Consider the following 17,795-nt stretch of genomic DNA (forward strand, 5'->3'; position numbering starts at 1 on the left):
CACCACCAAGACGGAGACTCCCATTAAGGTTTTGTTAGGCTTTGGATCAAGGCGTTTTGCGCCGGCTTCTCAATTGGTGGCAGGCAGATACGCCCCTCTACTTGTCATGATGGCTCGTCATTCAAACTCCGTAACTACAGATGAGGCGGGAATAAAAAGATGGTTTCAGAGAAAGCCAATGGTTCTCAGGAGATTCCACATTCCGCTTCCTCTGAGAATCCAATCGATGGTTTTTGTGAGGACTGCGGCTGTTTTGCGTGCCGACGCGGATTCGGGAGCATGTGTGTGATGCAAGTCAGACGATGTTGGAAAGGAGGAGCGTTCCAGAATCTGAGGTCGGATTTCTTCGTATTTTTGTGAGTCAATCCTGTATCGTAACGAGACGCGATACGTGCCGAAAGGCAGCTCGTTATAAATAAGGACAGGATGATGATCAAGGTCGTATCTGTAGGGTCTAAACTCGTACGGTGGTGGTTCTTCATCCACAACGGCATAGCCCGGCAGCATGACCATAAGGAGAAGATGAGGGTGACGGATCTGCCAGGAGTCAAAATAGGTCCACACTCCTTTCCGACACGTGGTGAAACCGACCCTCTTGTAGGCCATGCCGACCCACTTGTAAGGGTTGACAGTGAATTTGACGAGGGTCTTGCCGGCAAAAATGGCAATATCGGGTTTTATCGTGTTTGTGCTCCTGGACAATGTGCACATCTTCCACGCGTTCGCTGTCAATGGAATACATATTCTCGGCATGCTCCGCCAAATCCATCCTGACAACATTAGAGTTTCCTTGTTCGTCAATTTGGGAGGCGATAAAGCCGCTGAGAAAGCCCATAAACTGATGTCCTCGTAAGGAAGGTCGGGCTCCGCTGATGCAATTCAGGAAATAAACCTTCGGCTAATGCAGATGGTTGGTGCAGTCAAGATTCTATAGCGGCTTTTTGGCGCATGTCAAGCTGTCTTCCACCGAGAATTAACATTTTCTTTGGCTGTCCTCAACAGGTCACTTTGCTACAGTCAGAATCTGAAGCCCAGCAGGTTCCAGTGGTTGAGGAAAAAGATGAAAACGACCGCCCCAATTAGAACGAGTGTGTAGTGCAGTCTTCCGGCAACAGACCAATATCCATGTTTCCAAGCCGGTATTGCAAAGACCATGGCTCCGGCTGTCAGTATTGCAGCCAGGATCGGCACGCAGAGAAGCGCGATCAGGACGGGCGGCACTCCGTGGTAGAGTTCTCCCATCGCCTTCGGCATGATCAAGATAAAACCCAAGACAAACGCAACGTGCAGAGCAGAGGCGAAACCGGCCAGCAACCGGGCAATTCGGTTTCCCCTCGTTCCGGCATCAGGCCTGCCCCTGACGCGAGAAACCAGGGCTCGCAGAGGCCACGCAATACAAGCAGAAAGAAAGACGAGGATGCTGCTTCCGGCGATCGCAAAGTGGAAGGCGTTTTCCTGATACCACCGCAGTTTGGTTGTGTACTGGATGGGGATGGCGTCAATGAACATGTGCGTGATACGGCCGCTCCTATCTTCCGAGAATGCGACGAATCCGTCGCCGTCAACCCGCTGAAAAACCAGTGGCTCAATCTGCACCCACTTCGACGGCTCCTTGAAGTTGAGGGGAAAATGTATGGTCAATGTGCCGTCGCCGGTTTGCTCCACCCTGAACTGTGCGAAGAAGGCCTCGATTTTCTGAAGCGTGTGTCGTGAATAGCGATTTGCGAGGTAGTTTCCGGCGAATCGAGCGCTGTCGGAATTCCTCATCGGTCCATTTGGCGCAGCATCCTCTCCGGTCGGATAATAGTGGTCGAGAAACCGGCTGCCGAATATGGGAATCACGTCGGGCTTTCCCGTTTCACCCGACGAGTTATACGCGAGGAAGAGCCCGACATTGTGCTCCGGCAGAAGGAACATCAGGCTGCCATGCCCGTACAGACCTCCCACGTGTCCGATCATTCGCTGGTTGTTTTCAGATATCTCGAAGAATCCGTAGCCGGTTCCCGGCAAGCGGGGATGATGTCCGAATTGTCGTTTGTGCATCTCCGCGGCCGTTGCCTCTTTAAGGATGCGGATCTCTCCAAAGCGGCCCTTCTGAAGATGCGCGATCATGAAGCGTGCCATGTCGGTTGCGGTCATATTGAGCTCTCCCGCCGGCGCGTCATACAGATAATGATAGGGGAGGCGCTGATAGGAGCCGTCTCTAAATGTATAGCCGACTGCTATGTCAGGCGCCAGCAAAGGGTCCCGAAGAAAACTGCTGCGATTCATGCCGAGCGGGTGAAAGATGTTTTCGTCAACGTATCGTGCGAAAGGGATGCCGGAGACAACTTCCACGAGATATCCCGCCAGCGCCATACCGTGGTTCGAATAGCAGTATTGATCCCATGGCGGCGCATAGCGAGGCGGCATGTGCTTTGACAGATAAAGGCCGAGCGGGACGACCTTTGATTCATCCGGGGTTTCCTTCCCGATCATCCGCTCATCGAAGTCGCCCGTATGCGTCAGCAGATTGGCTACGGTGACCGGTTCGGGGAAGCTGTCATCTATCTTGAACAGCGTAAGATATTTATTGACGTCGTCGTCAAGGTTTAGGAGTCCCTTTTCATGAAGCTGCATCACGGCGGTGGCAGTAAACAGCTTCGAGACCGACGCCACTCGAAACAGCGTCGTGTCGGCGATAACGGGTTTGCGGTTTTCCAGGTCGGCAAAGCCGTATCCCTTTGCGAAGAAAAGCTCTCCGTCCTTCACGAGCGCGAAAACTGCTCCCGGCATGTGGTATTCCTGCACCAACTCGGAGAGAAGAGAGTCAACGAATGCCTCAAGTTCCTGCGGATCGGTTGGACCGCCGGCACGGGCCGGCTGCGAAGCGAATAGTTGGATTAGACAAATGACGGTGGCACTGATGTGCTTCATCGTTTTCGAGAAGAGAAATTTCGCAAGCATCGAAAATCCCCTCCTCAAATCTTCAAAGAAATCTTCCTCTTTGGACACGACCTTTTGAGCCTCCATTTATCCAAGATGAGAGCAGTTAGCCACGGCATGATATCTATATCGGAAGCCGACCAAAATATCAAGAAAAATGATGCGAGATGTTTGGCCGCTACGGCTTGGAATTAGGGACTACCTCCGGTTTGAATTAGCGGAGGGCTTCTGATAAACTTCAGCGGCACGGGGAGAAATGTAAGTTGCGGAGAAGATTAAGTCGGATTCCCGCTTTCGCTTTCGCGGGAATGACAAGTAAGAGCATCTGTTTTTACGGTTCAACTGTATTGCCGACGATGTGGCTTTTTGACGAACATTTTTTCAGAAAGGAAACGCACACGCATGAAGATTTCCGAGAGATATACCGTGAAACGCGGCCTAAACCTGCTGTTTATCCTTTTGCTCATCGTGATTGCAGCATATGTTTCTGCGGGCGCAGATGCAGCGGAAAGCGAGAAGATCAGCCGGCCAGGCAAATATGCCGGCTATTCGACTCGACAGTATAAGGGGATCAGCGAATGGTCTTTTTACCTTACGATGCGGGACGGGGTCAGGATCGCGGTTGACCTGTACCTGCCCGACGGACTGGAAGAGGGGACGAAGCTGCCGACGATCCTGTTTCAGACGCGCTATGTAAGATCGCTCGATCTGCGGTGGCCGTTCAATCTGCTCACGAACACGTCGCCGGAAACGCAGAAACTGATTGAGTTGTTTGTTCCGCATGGATATGCATGGGTCGATGTCGATGCGCGTGGGTCGGGTGCATCATTCGGCTCGCGGCAGTATCCCTGGTCGCCGGATGAAGTGAAAGACGGCGGCGAGATTGTCGACTGGATCATCGCGCAGCCGTGGTCTGACGGCAACGTTGGCTCGCTCGGCTGGTCGTATACGGGCTCGACCAGCGAATTTTTGCTGGTCAACAATCACCCTGCAGTGAAGGCGGTCGCGCCGCGCTTTGCGCTATTCGATACGTATACCGACATCGCGTTTCCCGGCGGCATCCATTCGGCGTGGTTTACGGAGGAGTGGGCGCGCTTCAATAACATTATCGACACGAACAGGATCAAGGGACTCGGTTTTCTGCCCGGCCTTTCGGTCAGAGGGCCGCGGCCGGTCGATATTGATAGGGACCGAAGCCTTCTTGCGGCTGCGATCGATGAACATGCGGAAAACCTGAGCATTCATGAGCAGGCATTGAGCATCACATTCCGCGATGACGTCGCGGATTCGGGTCTCGGCACGGTCGACGTCTTCAGCCCGCACAGCTACATCGACAAGCTCGAATCGTCCGGCGCCGCCATCTACAGCTTCAGTGGCTGGTTTGACGGCGGCTACCAGCATGCGGCGATCAAGAGATTCTTAACGCTGTCGAATCCCGGCAAGCTGCTCATCGGGCCGTGGGACCACAGCATCTGCATCAAGCCCTGGTGGCCGAACGCCCAAGAGGTGGAATTCGACTTCAACGAGGAGATGCTGCGCTTCTTTGATTATCATTTGAAAGGGATCGAGAATGGCGTGATGACGGAGAAACCGGTCTGTTACTACACGCTGGTTGAGGAAAAATGGAAATTCGCGGATACGTGGCCGCCTGCGGCGGAAATGCGGCGGTTCTATTTTGCGCCGAAGCATGCGCTTGATAGCAATCCGCCTGCCGATGCGGACGGTCTGGACAGTTATGAGGTGAACTACGACACCGGCACGAGATTGCATTCGCGCTGGGTTTCGCTCGTAAACGTGAAAGAGGTTCCGATACAATATACGGGGCGGAAAGAGGAAGACAAGAAACTGCTGTGCTATACATCGGTTCCGCTCGCCGAGGATATGGAGGTCACCGGTCATCCGGTCGTGACGCTGCAGGTTACATCAACGGCAACCGACGGCAATTTCATTGTGTATCTTGAGGACGTGCATCCGTCGGGCGAGGTGACGTATGTGACCGAGGGGCACTTGCGGGCGATTCATCGGAAGCTGAGCGAGGAACAGCCGCCATATAAGACGCCGGCGCCTTACCGGACTTTCAAGAGAGCGGACGCGATGCCGCTGGTTCCCGGCGAACCCGCCCAACTGGTTTTCGACCTGCTGCCGACATCGTACCTGTTTCTGAAGGGACACTCGATCCGGCTGGCGATTGCCGGCGCCGATAAAGACCATTTCCCGCTGATGAAGACGAATCCTCCGACGATTCTGAATGTGCATCGGAGCCAGGGGCTGGCGTCGTTTGTGGATTTGCCGGTAGTGGGGGAACGAAAAGAGTAACAAAAAAAGACAAAGATAAGCAAACCACCAAGCCACGAAGACACAAAGGTTTGAACTGCCTCATGCTTGGATGTCGGCGTTGGTCGGCGGTTGAAAAGAGAGATTCTCTCCCGCGAAGCGCGGGTCAGAATGATCCCGTGGGGCGAGAGATTTCGCTTACGCTCAACAGTAAGAGAGTCTTCACACGCGAGGCGCGTGGCAGGCCAGGCAGAGTCAGCTGACTTCGCTTCGCTCAGCGTGTTTCCCCACCTGTAACAGTCCGTTAAAATCCGCAGTAATCCGTGCTCTAAGAATCTTCAGCTTCTTCCGGCGTCTTCCTTAGACAGCAGGGCAAGGAAACCGTTGGCTTCTTCGGCGGAGTTGATGAAGGACATGATGTAGAAGGCGAAGCCGCGGCCGCCGATCTCGCGGACGATCGTACGCGCTCCCTCGGCTTCGACGAATACCTGGCACAGCTTGCCTGCGTCGCGAATCCGCTTCAGCAGCGGGAGCCATTCCTCGGGCGGCGGAGCGCCGTCGCCCGGAATCCATTGGATTCCCTTGAGATTGTCGAGTGCGAGCAGCATGTCGAGATGGCGGATTTCGCCGGGGCCGTCGAGGTGATAGAAAGCGTGGTCCATGTGTTGGCAGCAGGCATTAAGGTCGGGCAGAATGAATTTCTTGAACATCTCCGGCGAAATCATGAAAGAGAAATCGCTCTGCAGCATGTAACAGCGTTTTGGCGACCAGATCGGCGCCCAGGGAGTTGTGCCGCGTCCGCTTGTCCGGATGACGGCGTCGAGCTCGTCGTAATAGCGAAGCCATGAGTTTGTGATTTGGCCGGCAAGCCGGAGCACATGCTCGGGCGCGTCATAGAGGTCAAGGAGAAGTTGTTGGGTGGTGCGGAACGAGGCGAGGATATCGAGATTGCCGCCGAGATCGGTATGCGCGACCGATACCGAGGAGCCCCAGCGCTCTATCGCGCCGCGCGTGAGATCAAGGATGCGCTTCCACCAGATGTTGTCGGGATTGTAAGAGAACTGCAATTCTTCGATTGGGCAGGCATCGGGCGAGTCGAACCAGACGGTGGTCATCTCGGGATCGCCATGCACGTTGGCGCCGAGAAAGCCCGCCATGATGCCGGGCCCGAAATCCGGCCACCATTTCGGCCACGCGTCACCGTAGAACTGGCGGAACTCGAGGATCGTCTGGAAATGGTCGAGCACTTCATCGACAGGCTTTTCCAGCAGGAATTCCTGTGACAATTCCATCGGCATGCTGAACGACAGCGGATTGTCGATGATCACCATCGGCCGGTCAATCTCGCCGGCCCACCACGCACACCAGTTCTGCTCGAGGCGCCGCCAGTCATCTTCCGTGAATTGTATCTTGGGAGCCATATTGTCGTTCGAGAGAGTTTCCGGAAATACCTGGGGAGAAATTATAACCGATTCAATTGCGGCAATCAAATTCGAGCCTCGGAGATAGAGCCTTTGGGAAACGGCGAGGAGAAATCGCGCTTAGTCCTCCTCCAGATATTTTGGATTTTGGATATATTTTGGATTTTCGATTTTGGGTTAAGGAAAAGGATGAGACATAAGAAAACGACCACAGGAGACGCCTGTGCCATCGGGGAGGACATGATGGACTTTTTGAGTTTCTGCAGTGTAATATGGCGGCCATGAAAGAGAAGGGTTCGGAGATGACGCCGAAGCAGCGAATGCGTGCGGCGCTCAAAGGGACGGGGCACGATGTTGTGCCCGCAGCGCCGAGTTATCTGGCACTATTTCGAGAGGCAGTTGAAAAGCGGCGATACGTTGAGCTTTATCGCAAGAGGATGCGCGGAATGAAGCGGTATCGGCCGGATCATGATGAGGACGTCGAGTTTCGCATGCAATCGCTGTATGCCGCTTATGAAATTTTTCCGGTGATGCCGGATAGCATGGAAGTCTCCAGCGGGCCCGCGCGGCAATGGGCCGAACGAACAGAGATTGTCGTTGAGGAGAATGAGTTGTTTTATTTTGACACCGTTACGGGCGACCGCCGCAGGATGATAACGTCCGACTTTCCCGCCGGCCGGGATTATCTCTATGGGGTGCTGCCGTCTGCCGACGAGCCGGATGTATGGGATCAGTCGGAGCTGATCCAGAGCCGCGACGTGATCGATATGCTGGTCCGACTGGTTCCGCTCGAAGAACTCGAGGAGCAGGGCGTTTTCGATTTACCGAGGAAAGTGGCGGAGGATCGAGGCCGCGATTATTTCGTCATGATTTATGACAGCACTCCGTACACCGCCGCATATCTGCTCGGGTTTCAGGGACTGATGACCTCGTTTTATGATAATCCGGATAATCTTCTTTACTTCATTAACCGCATTCTCGAGCAGCGAAAGCCGGTTCTCAGAGGCTATGCCCAAAGCGGAGCCGATGGTATTTACGCGGAGGAGATATTCAGCGGCGCCGACATCATCTCGCCCCAGTTGTACGATAGATTTGTCTTTCCCGGCAATGAGCGGTATTTTCGTTTTGCAGAGGAGTGCGGTCTTCTGATGACCTACTACATTTGCGGGAATCCGCTGCCGCTGTTGGGGAGGATTGGGCGGCTGAAATGTTCTGCGGTCGCAGTTGAGGAAGGAAAAAAGAATTTCAAAATTCCGATTGACCGCGTTGTCGAGGCGCTCGGAAATACGAAGTGCATCTGGGGCAATATTGACGCGGTGGAGTTCGGATTGCATGCTCGCCCCGAACAGGTGCGGACGGAGGTGGCGCGTCAGATTGAGGCCGCTCGCAGGGCGAAGGGTTTTATCGTCAGCACGGGAAGCCCGCTGCCGCTGGAGTCGCCGATGGATAACATTGAGGCGTTGATTGCGGCGGCCCATGAGGGGAAATGGGAGTTGAAATTTTAGATCCCGGATCGGGGCGGTGTGTTAAAATCATGCCCTTAAGATTTGGAAAAAGGAGAGGTAGATGATGATCGAACGGGTTCATTTCTATTCTGAGGGCTCACGCCTGGCGGGGATATTGTACCTGCCTGAGAAACTGGAGGAGGATGAGAGGCGGCCGGCCGTTGTGCTGTGCCACGGGTTCACCGGCATCAAGGAATTGATCCTGCCGCAGTACGCACAGGTTTTTGCCGATAACGGCTTTATCGCTTTGACATTTGATTACCGCGGCTTTGGCGAGTCGGATGGCCGGCGCGGGCGCCTTCTGTGGCAGGAGCAGCTTGCCGATATTCGTAATGCGGTAACGTACGTATCGACTCGAGCCGAGGCGGATTCGGAGCGGATCGGCGTGTGGGGCACTTCGTATGGCGGAGCGCTCGCTCCGTATGCTCTCGCGGTTGACGACCGGATCAAGGCGGGCGTCGGCCAGCTTGGATTCGCCGACGGCTATACCGCCGCAACCAAGAGGCTGCCGGAGGAAGCGATCAGCGTGTTCCGTCAGATGGTCGAGGAGGATCGCCGCCGGCGCGTCCTGCAGAACGATCCGATGTATGCGGATGCGATGGCGCTGGCGAGCGATCCGGAGATGAGCGAGTTTTTTGAGAGAGAAGCGCAGAAGATGCCGCAACTTCTCGGCCGCGAGATCATGGTGCAGTTCATTGAGGCGCACATGGAGTTTTCGCCGCTATCGGTGATTCACAGGAAGGGAAACCGGCCGTTATTGCTTATTGCAGCCGAATTGGATGTGGTCTCGCCGATGGAAGATTATAAGGAGTTGTTTGACAAAGCGCCGGAACCGAAGAAATGGGTAGTATTCCGCGGTACCCGCCATTTTGAGCTCTATGAAGGAGACGCAGCCACCAAATCCGCAGACGAAGCGGTTGCTTTTTTCCGCGAGCACCTGAAACAGTGACTTTTCCGGGCCGGCGTGTTGAGATATGAAGGAGCTCAAAAATTACACCCTTTTTTTGGAGGGGGAAGCAACAAGGGCTTGTTTGAGGATTCGGACAACGAGACGGGGGCGAGCGAACTTCTTGGGCATGTAATACGACCTTTGTATCGGCCGCCGCAGTACGGGCAGATGAATTCCATATCCGGTTTATTCCGAATGACACTTTGTAATTTTGTTCTCCAGATTGTATCGAGGGCCATATTGATCCTTTCCGCCTCATTTTATCGTATTGGCTGATGCGGGCGGCGCGATTTGTCTGTTTATTTGTTTAGCAAACTGTTAAACATTCACTGCCGTTTTAGTGTGTCACCAAATGTTAAAAATTGTAAACGAGTTGCTGGAATGGGCGAAATTGCGCGACTTTTGAAGGATTGACACCGACAGGCCCAGCGGGTACAATAAAACATTCGTTCAAACAAATTTCTGCTCACTCTTGGAAATCTAAGGAAACCCAAGCCTTCGCAAAAACGCAAAACATTCACAAGGATGGCAACACTGTCTTATCTTTCCTCCGAACTACATGAACAAATTGCATGATTTCAAGCTTTTCTGGGTAAGCCTTCTCCTCCTGTTCCTCGAGCTTCTCATCATCCGGTGGCTTTCGGCGGAGCTGAGGATTTTTGCTTATTTTCACAATCTGCTGTTGATCATCTGTTTTCTGGGGATCGGTCTTGGGTGCGCGAGTCCCCGGAGAGAGCCTTCGATCGCGCTACCGCTCGCAATTCTGGGCGCGCTTGTTTTTTTGGTGTACTGTCCGTGGAGCCTGGGAATCTTTTCGTTGCCGAGAATAACGATGTACCTGGGCAATCTCAAGGACTTCATCATCTGGTATCAGGCAGTCTCGACTGGAATCGAGAAGACGTGGCAGCTATTGATTGGTATTGGAATGCTTTCCGCGCTGACGGTTGCGATCGTGTATCTGTTTGTTCCATTCGGGCAGTTGCTGGGGGAACTGCTGAGGACAAGCGAGCGCCCGCTGAGGGCGTATACGGTAAATATTTTCGGCAGTCTCGCGGGGGTAGCACTCTTCACGCTGCTCTCGTTGCTGTCGTACCCTCCGATTATCTGGTTTTCTCTGCTATTCGTCATGGTCATAGTTTTGCTGGTGGGTGAAGGACGGAGGAGTTCACTGCCAGCGTCGGTAGGACTGATGATAGTGATTGGGGGCTTTTTGCTCGTGCACGACTATATTTCGGCGCGGGAGGAGCGCGAGGAGATCTGGTCGCCGTATCAGAAGTTGGAAGTTAAGCCGCTGGAGTATCCGGACGGAGCGAGTCTTGTGCGGGTAGGATACGTAATCAACGTCAACAGCGTCCCGTATCAGCAGGCGGTTAACTTATCCGATGAATTTGTACGAAAAAACCCGCATATTTACGGCTTCAGCAGCGCTGAGATGCTGAAGTATGACCACTACAATCTGCCGTATCTGTTTGGGAAACAACTGGATGAGGTTCTGATTGTCGGGGCGGGCACCGGGAATGACGTTGCGGGAGCACTGAGGAACGGAGCGCGACACGTGGACGCGGTTGAGATCGACCCGGTGATAATTGATGTGGGCGAGCGGCTTCACCCGGAGCAACCGTATTCTTCCGAGCGGGTCACCAGGATAAACGATGATGCGCGCTCCTTTTTTCATCGGACCGGCAAGCGGTACGACCTGATTGTGTTCGGTCTGCTTGACTCGCATACGCTGTCCTCGAACCTTTCAAACGTACGACTCGATAATTTCGTGTACACGCTGCAAAGCATTCAGGAGGCAAAAGGCCTGCTGAAGCCGGAAGGGGTGCTTGTTCTTATCTTTGACGTGAAGGACAATTTCATTGGACACAGCCTCTATGACATCATGATGAAAGCGTTCGGCGGGCCGCCGGTCTGTTTTCGACTGAGCGATACGATTCGGGGCTGGGGCGGGAGCGTCTTCATAGGCGGGGACGCGTCCACTATCGCTCAGACAATGGCGAAGCATCCTTTTATGCAGAGTCTGATCGACCTCTCGTTCGCCGATGCGGCGACGGCAGCGGCCGTTCCGACAGATGACTGGCCGTATCTGTATCTTGAGGGGCAGCGCATCCCATCTCTCTATTTCATTATTTTCGGGGTGTTGATGCTGATCTCGATCCTTCTGGTACGAAAGAGTTTCAGCGGATTGAATGGAGTAAACTGGCATTTCTTTTTTCTTGGGGCGGGTTTTCTGTTGATCGAGGTACAGAACGTGAGCAAGCTGGCCCTGCTTTTCGGGGCGACGTGGATGGTGAATTCGATCATCATCTCAGGCATTATGATAATGATACTCATCGCGAATTATTATTGCGGGTTTGCGCGAATGAGGCCGCGCTGGGTTTATTACCTGGGGCTGGGAATCTCGCTGTTGCTGATATACCAGATTCCGCTCGAGTATTTTGCCGGTGTTTCGCTCGTTCCCAAAGCGATTGTTTCGGGGGTGCTCCTATCTCTCCCGATTTTCTTTGCCGGTGTGATCTTTGCCGATTCGTTCCGCAGATCGAGCGAGCTGAACACGGTTTTCGGATCGAACCTGATCGGGGCGATGTTTGGCGGCATGCTTGAATGTGCTTCGTTCGTCATTGGAATCAAGGCACTGCTTCTCGTCGCGCTGGTTCTGTACCTGCTTTCGTTTGCGGCTCTGGCTCGAAAGGCCGAAGTCTGACCGATTCTTTCATCTTTTTCCCCTTCTCCCGCGCTTCCTCTCGTGATTCCAATCTCGGCGGCGGTATTTTTTTCAGAAGAGAAAAAAACTTGTTGAAACCGATTGCGTTTTACTGTTTATCGATAAATAATGATAGGCGAAACTAACAACAGTGCGGTTGTAAGGGTGGAGGCGCGAAAAAAGATGAGCGGCACCCAGCCCCAGGCCTCGAAGAAGATGCTGCACCGAGTCAGGTGTTGGCACTGCGGGAAGGATTTCGATCTACTTCAGGCAATGTGGTGCGGATGCGGCAGGGTCGTTAACCGTCCATCGAAAATCTGCCCTCACTGTTTGCAGTGCATCTGCCTGCATCCCGATTATGGAAATGAAGCTTTGTGGGGTACCCCTCCGAGATATCTCAGGCAACATGGATTTGAAAGGCTTTTTTATTTATATCTCTAGAAAACCTGCCTGATTCAAGATCGTTTGGCTTTCAGGGCCGGATCAGAAAATAAACCCGCATGGCGGTGAGACCGCGATTTGTGTGGAGAAGGCGTGATGCTGTTATTTGAATTGCGCTCTGTTTGGCTCGCCCCCGTAGAACAACCTGCACCTTTAGCTGCAAGTGGAGACGCTGCAGAACAAGCTGTCATCGTTGTGCAAGAAGTTTTTCTTGAATGTTCATAAAGCGAATAGGACCGGCCTTGTACGGTTGGGAAAGACATACAAGGAGGAGAACGTGAAGGCAAAAGAAGTTCTTGCCGTTGTATTAGCGGGGGGAGTAGGGACGCGCCTGTATCCGCTAACGCGGGACCGGGCAAAGCCGGCAGTCCCATTCGGGGGGATTTACCGGCTGATTGATTTTACGCTGAGCAACGCCATCAATTCAGATATCCGCAAGATATTCATTCTTTCGCAGTACAAGTCGCTCTCGCTTCACCGTCACATTCAGTTTGGCTGGAACATATTCAATCCCGTTCTCAATGAGTTTATCACGCTACTGCCGCCGCAACAGCGCATCAATGAGGAATGGTATACGGGGACAGCGTCGGCCGTGCATCAGAACCTGTATTCGATCCGCAAGGTGCATCCCCGTTACGTGCTCATCCTGTCGGCCGATCACGTGTATAAGATGGACTATTCAAAAATGGTCGAGTTCCATGAGGAAACCGGCGCCGACCTGACCGTGGGCGCTATTGACGTGCCGCTGAACGAGGCGCATCGTTTCGGGGTGCTATGCACGGACGGCAGCGGCCGCATCAATCGATTCATCGAGAAGCCGAAGAATCTTCAATCCTGCACGCCCAACGGCGGAGTGCTCGGGTCGATGGGTATTTACGTTTTTTCGACGGAAGTCCTGGCCGAGGTGCTGGAGCGCGGCGTGCGCGAAGGTGGTCAGGATTTTGGGAAAGACATAATCCCGATGATGCTCGATTCGCACCGCGTGCAGGCATATCCATTCGTTGACGAGAACAAGAAGCAGTCGAATTATTGGCGCGACGTGGGCACGATCGATTCGTACTGGGATTGCAACATGGACCTGGTGTCGGTTGACCCTGCCTTCAACCTGTACGATGTCAATTGGCCGATCAGGACCTATCAGGAACAATATCCGCCGGCCAAAACGGTGTTTGCCGGAGGCGACGATGGCAAGCGGATTGGTCTGGTGCTCGATTCCCTCGTTTCAAATGGCTGTATTATCAGCGGCGGCCGCGTGCAGCACAGCATCCTTTCTCCCGGAGTGAAAGTAAACAGCTATTCAGAAGTATACGATTCCATCCTGATGTCGGGCGTGCAGGTGGGGCGCCATGCGCGTATCCGGCGGGCAATCATCGACAAGCGCGTGATCATACCCCCCGGCACGGAAATTGGATACGATCTGGAAGAAGACCGCAAGCGGTTTTCGGTTTCGGAAAATGGCATTGTTGTCATTCCCAAGGGAACGATTCTCTCGCCGGTTCCTGTTATGGCCATGCCGATAAAACAGAAATCCGTTTCGGCGCACAAGGCTGCTCCGCTTGTGTAGGCGACAGACACTGATGATCCTCCTCCGTCTGGCCGAAAGAATTCGGCCCTCCCAGCGCGCTCATGATTGTGTGATGCGGGTTACTTCCACCCTCACATCGACCTTCGGCGGCCGTGGTCCAGCGTAGCGGGCGCCTGCAGGCAGAACGAGAGACGGCGTGACGGTAGTGGTTTCGGTCAACTTCCGCAGGTCTATGCTTTCCGTCGTCACCTTCAGGGATCCGTTAACCGCCTTACTCGGAATAAGCACGGGTATGGTATCCGGTGAGACTTCTGTCCGGGAGACTTTTAAACCTGCGGGAATCTTCCCGTGAGTTCGCACATGAACGGGGAGATTCGCCTGAACGAGTTGGTAGGCGGCGACCCGTATTTTTTTGGGCTCGATATCGATGACGGACAAGCTGGAAGGGCTTGTCACGGAATTGGCGGTAAGCATAATGTCCTGATGCCCCTGCTCAATATCCTCCATATCGACGACGACCTTCAGCGCGCGCATATCCACCAGGTCGAATGCTCGGGTTCTTCCGGCGAGGCTGATCATGACTTCTTTGGGCATTGGCTCCTCGATGACCCAATTGGCCTTCAGATTTCGGTATTCGACAGGGACAACAAAATCGCGGCGAACAGTGCCCGTCTGGTAGATAAAAACGAACCAAAGGACGCATGCCAGGACAACGGCGATTGCTTTTTCTTTCGATTTTTCTCTGATCCACTGGAGCCAGGTCCGATGGTTTTTCGGAAATTTATCCAGGGCGAACTTTTCCAGTTCCGCCTGGAGTGTCAATGGATCCGTCAACTCGACGAGGCGTTCCTCTTTTGCCAATGAGATCGTGCCGCGCTCTTCGGAGACGACGATAACGAGCGCATCCGAGCGTTCGGCGAGGCCGAGGGCGGCGCTATGGCGTGTGCCGCGCATTCCGAGGGCTTGTATGTTGCTCGAAAGCGGCAGATGGCAGGCGAATCGTGATAGCCGGCCGTGGTCGATAATCACGGCGCCGTCATGTCCGAACGAATGCGGGTCGAACAGGCTCTCCAGAAGAGGCTGGCTCAAACGGCCGTCCAGTTCATATCCTCCTTCCAGATGCCGGTCGAGGGGGTCGGTTCCTCGAATGACGACGAGCGCTCCTATTTTCTTGCGGGCAAGTTCGTTCATTGTGCGGGAAATGATTTCTATTTCGGGGTAGCCGGAAAAGACATTGTTACCTTTTCGCAAGGAACTCCACATGCTGATTCGCTCGAAAAACCTTCTCAGCTCCTCCTGGAATATGACGACAAGGGAGATCAAGAGGATGGCGAAAAACGCTTGTAAAACCACCGCGGTCAGGTACATATTGAACAGGCGCGCCAGGATGTAGATGACGCCGAGAATGAAGATTCCGAGCAGGACGAACCTGGATGCCGTCGCTTCGAACCAGATCACGACGAGATAGATAAGTATCGAGATGATGGATATGTCAAGGAAATCGGTGAATCTGAAGCTGTCGATGAGTTGAAAAAGGAATTCGGCCATATCCGTTCGAATCCTCTCGATGGTGAATTGCCTTTACGGCGACACCAGAAACGTCAGCAGAGATTAAGTTGCTGTTTTTGAATCTTCTCCGTCCGTTGATTGTCGAAGCTTTGATCAATCGGTTCCAGAATCAAGCATCCAAGTGGAGGGAGTGTAAGCGAGAGCGACTGAGCAAAGCCATGGAAAGGTTGCGGCACGGCATTCAGTATGCCCCAGTTGCCGACGTTGCCGCCCCCGTACAGGTCTGAATCGGTATTCAGTATTTCCTTGTATGCTCTTGCCTCAGGCACTCCGATATGGTAATCATAGCGAACCACGGGCGTAAAATTGCATGCACAGACGAGGTAGGATGTGTCGCTTGACCGGATGTAGGAGACAACGGACTGCGCGCTGTCGTCACAGGTGATCCATAAGAACCCACGTGGGTCATGATCGCGCTCCCACAGAGTCGGCTCGCTGCGGTACAGTGCGAGCAGGTCCCTCAAGAAGAATTGGAACTGTTGCCGCAGCGGGTCCTTCGGCAAATCCCAATCGAGTCCGAAATCATGGCTCCACTCGTAGTCGGGAGCAAGCTCAGTCCCCATAAACAGCAATTTTTTACCCGGGTGAGTGAACATGTATGCCAGCAAGAGTCTCAGGTTGGCAAACTGCTGCCAGCGGTCGCCCGGCATCTTTCGAAGAAGCGAGCCTTTCCCGTGGACGACCTCGTCATGAGAAAGGGGGAGAACGAAGTTTTCGCTATAGGCATAGAGCATCGAGAACGTCAACGTATTGTGATGGTATTTGCGGTGAACGGGGTCTTTGCTGAAATATTGCAGCGTATCATGCATCCACCCCATATTCCATTTGAAACCGAACCCGAGCCCGCCGTGGTACTTGGGGGAAGTGACGCCCGCATAGTCGGTGGATTCTTCGGCGATGGTAAAGCAGCCCGGGAACTGGGCATAGACGGCCTCGTTCATGAGTTGCAGGAATTCGATTGCTTCGAGATTTTCTTTCCCGCCGTATCGGTTAGGAATCCACTCGCCGTCATTCCTGCTGTAGTCGAGATAGATCATGGAAGCCACGGCATCCACCCGCAGAGCGTCGATATGATATTGATCCAGCCAGAAAAGCGCGTTCGCCAGCAGAAAGTTTCGCACTTCATTGCGCCCGAGATTGAAGATAAGCGTGCCCCAGTCCTTGTGCTCAGCCTGGCGAGGGTCGAAATGTTCGTATAAAGCGGTTCCGTCGAACCACCGCAGCGAATAGTCGTCCTTGGGGAAATGAGCGGGAACCCAATCGAGGATGACTCCAATTTCATTTTGATGACATTGGTCGACGAAGTACTTGAAATCGTCCGGCGTTCCGAAACGGGCGGTTGGCGCAAAATAGCCGGTTACCTGGTATCCCCATGAGCCGTCGAACGGATGCTCGGCGATCGGCAGGAGCTCGATATGGGTGAAGCCGAGTTCCCGCACGTGTTTTACCAGCTTATCCGCCAGGTCGCGGTACGTGAGCCAGCGGGTTGGAGATTGTGCAGGTCTGAGCCAGGAACCCAGATGCACTTCGTAAATCGCCATTGGGGAGCGTCGCAGGTCTTTTGACTGCCGCGTCTTCAGCCATTCGGAATCGTGCCACTGATACCGCTCCATATCCCAGACGATGGAAGCGGTTTTCGGCGGAGCTTCCATGGCAAATGCGCACGGGTCCGTTTTTACCCGAATATGGCCGTCGGCGGTTTTTATTTCGTATTTGTACAAGATGCCGGCGTCCATGTCGGGGACGAACAATTCCCAGACGCCGGAGCTGCCGATCGTTCTCATGGGATAGAGACGCCCGTCCCATCCGTTAAATTCACCGATGATGCTGACTCTTTTCGCCGCGGGCGCCCAGACGGCAAAGGCGACTCCTTTTCGGCCATTCTGCACGCAGGGGTGAGCACCGAGCCGCTGATAGAGGCGGCGGTGACTTCCTTCTCCCAGGAGATACACATCCATATCTCCGAGCGTCGGCAGGTATGCGTACGGGTCTCGCCGCTCCCAGGTTTCGCCATTGGAAAATGTAAAAGTCAGCCTGTAATCGAAGGGCAGGGTCTCATTCATGAGCGCGGCCGCAAACAGGCCGCCGGGATGAATTCGAGTCATCCGCACTGTTGCGCGGTCACTCTGCAGGTCCACTTGCACGGCATCGGGGTGGAAGGCGCGGACAACCACTCCTTGAGCGGGATGCTTCAGCGGGTGGGCGCCCAAGATGGCGTGGGGATTACTGAATTCGCCGTTTAACAGCCGCTCGATATCCTGAGTCTTTGGCTGGATCAGTAGGTTCTCGGTCTCCATAAACGATAATGGACATGGTGGAATGGTAACGGCTACCTTATAGGATACCACAAAAAAGGCGATAAATACATGGGTAGAACCGAGGGACAGCGATTCCGCAACCCGACATTCGGAAGTGAGTGAAAGGGCACAAAGACAGGGTTTTTATGGTGAAAGAGGAATAGAGCAATGTCGCAGAGGGTATT

At 53.8% G+C, this 17,795-nt stretch carries 11 protein-coding genes; 6 read left to right on the plus strand and 5 right to left on the minus strand.

Annotated features, from left to right (window positions below):
• Nucleotides 1–165: 165 nt before the first annotated feature.
• Nucleotides 166–780 (minus strand): hypothetical protein, encoded by a 615-nt coding sequence (locus C4520_06970; GenBank protein ID RJP23076.1) that lies wholly within the window; start codon nt 778–780, stop codon nt 166–168.
• A gap of 237 nt (nt 781–1,017) precedes the next feature.
• Nucleotides 1,018–3,012, minus strand: coding sequence for a class A beta-lactamase-related serine hydrolase (locus C4520_06975; protein ID RJP23077.1), 1,995 nt, complete (start codon nt 3,010–3,012; stop codon nt 1,018–1,020).
• A gap of 315 nt (nt 3,013–3,327) precedes the next feature.
• Here C4520_06975 and C4520_06980 point away from each other — a divergent pair, with 315 nt between their 5' ends.
• On the plus strand, nt 3,328–5,241 hold the full coding sequence (locus tag C4520_06980; protein RJP23078.1) for a CocE/NonD family hydrolase: 1,914 nt from the start codon (nt 3,328–3,330) through the stop codon (nt 5,239–5,241).
• Between the two features lie 296 nt (nt 5,242–5,537).
• On the opposite strand, the gene C4520_06985 is transcribed toward C4520_06980, so the two are convergent.
• The gene (locus C4520_06985) at nt 5,538–6,689 is read right to left on the minus strand and encodes a hypothetical protein (GenBank protein RJP23079.1); all 1,152 of its coding nucleotides are present in this window, start codon (nt 6,687–6,689) and stop codon (nt 5,538–5,540) included.
• A 24-nt stretch (nt 6,690–6,713) separates the two neighbouring features.
• Here C4520_06985 and C4520_06990 point away from each other — a divergent pair, with 24 nt between their 5' ends.
• From C4520_06990 to glgC, 5 genes are all read left to right on the plus strand, one after another.
• A complete protein-coding gene (locus C4520_06990; GenBank protein RJP23080.1) occupies nt 6,714–6,905 on the plus strand; it encodes a hypothetical protein in 192 nt (63 codons plus the stop codon).
• Nucleotides 6,893–8,125: a hypothetical protein gene (locus C4520_06995; protein ID RJP23081.1), complete on the plus strand. Its 1,233-nt coding sequence runs from the start codon at nt 6,893–6,895 to the stop codon at nt 8,123–8,125. The genes C4520_06990 and C4520_06995 overlap by 13 nt, the downstream gene beginning before the upstream one ends.
• Before the next feature lie 61 nt (nt 8,126–8,186).
• A complete protein-coding gene (locus C4520_07000) occupies nt 8,187–9,074 on the plus strand; it encodes an alpha/beta fold hydrolase (GenBank protein RJP23082.1) in 888 nt (295 codons plus the stop codon).
• Between the two features lie 559 nt (nt 9,075–9,633).
• On the plus strand, nt 9,634–11,778 hold the full coding sequence (locus tag C4520_07005) for a hypothetical protein (protein RJP23083.1): 2,145 nt from the start codon (nt 9,634–9,636) through the stop codon (nt 11,776–11,778).
• A 718-nt stretch (nt 11,779–12,496) separates the two neighbouring features.
• On the plus strand, nt 12,497–13,783 hold the full coding sequence (gene glgC / locus C4520_07010; GenBank protein ID RJP23089.1) for a glucose-1-phosphate adenylyltransferase: 1,287 nt from the start codon (nt 12,497–12,499) through the stop codon (nt 13,781–13,783).
• Between the two features lie 60 nt (nt 13,784–13,843).
• Here the strand turns inward: glgC and C4520_07015 are convergent, their stop codons facing one another.
• Nucleotides 13,844–15,292 (minus strand): hypothetical protein, encoded by a 1,449-nt coding sequence (locus tag C4520_07015; protein ID RJP23084.1) that lies wholly within the window; start codon nt 15,290–15,292, stop codon nt 13,844–13,846.
• A gap of 53 nt (nt 15,293–15,345) precedes the next feature.
• The gene (gene glgB, locus C4520_07020) at nt 15,346–17,610 is read right to left on the minus strand and encodes a 1,4-alpha-glucan branching protein GlgB (GenBank protein ID RJP23085.1); all 2,265 of its coding nucleotides are present in this window, start codon (nt 17,608–17,610) and stop codon (nt 15,346–15,348) included.
• Nucleotides 17,611–17,795: the final 185 nt, after the last annotated feature.

It is taken from the genome of Candidatus Abyssobacteria bacterium SURF_5 (assembly GCA_003598085.1).
In the GTDB taxonomy this organism is placed as follows: Bacteria; Abyssobacteria; SURF-5; order SURF-5; family SURF-5; genus SURF-5.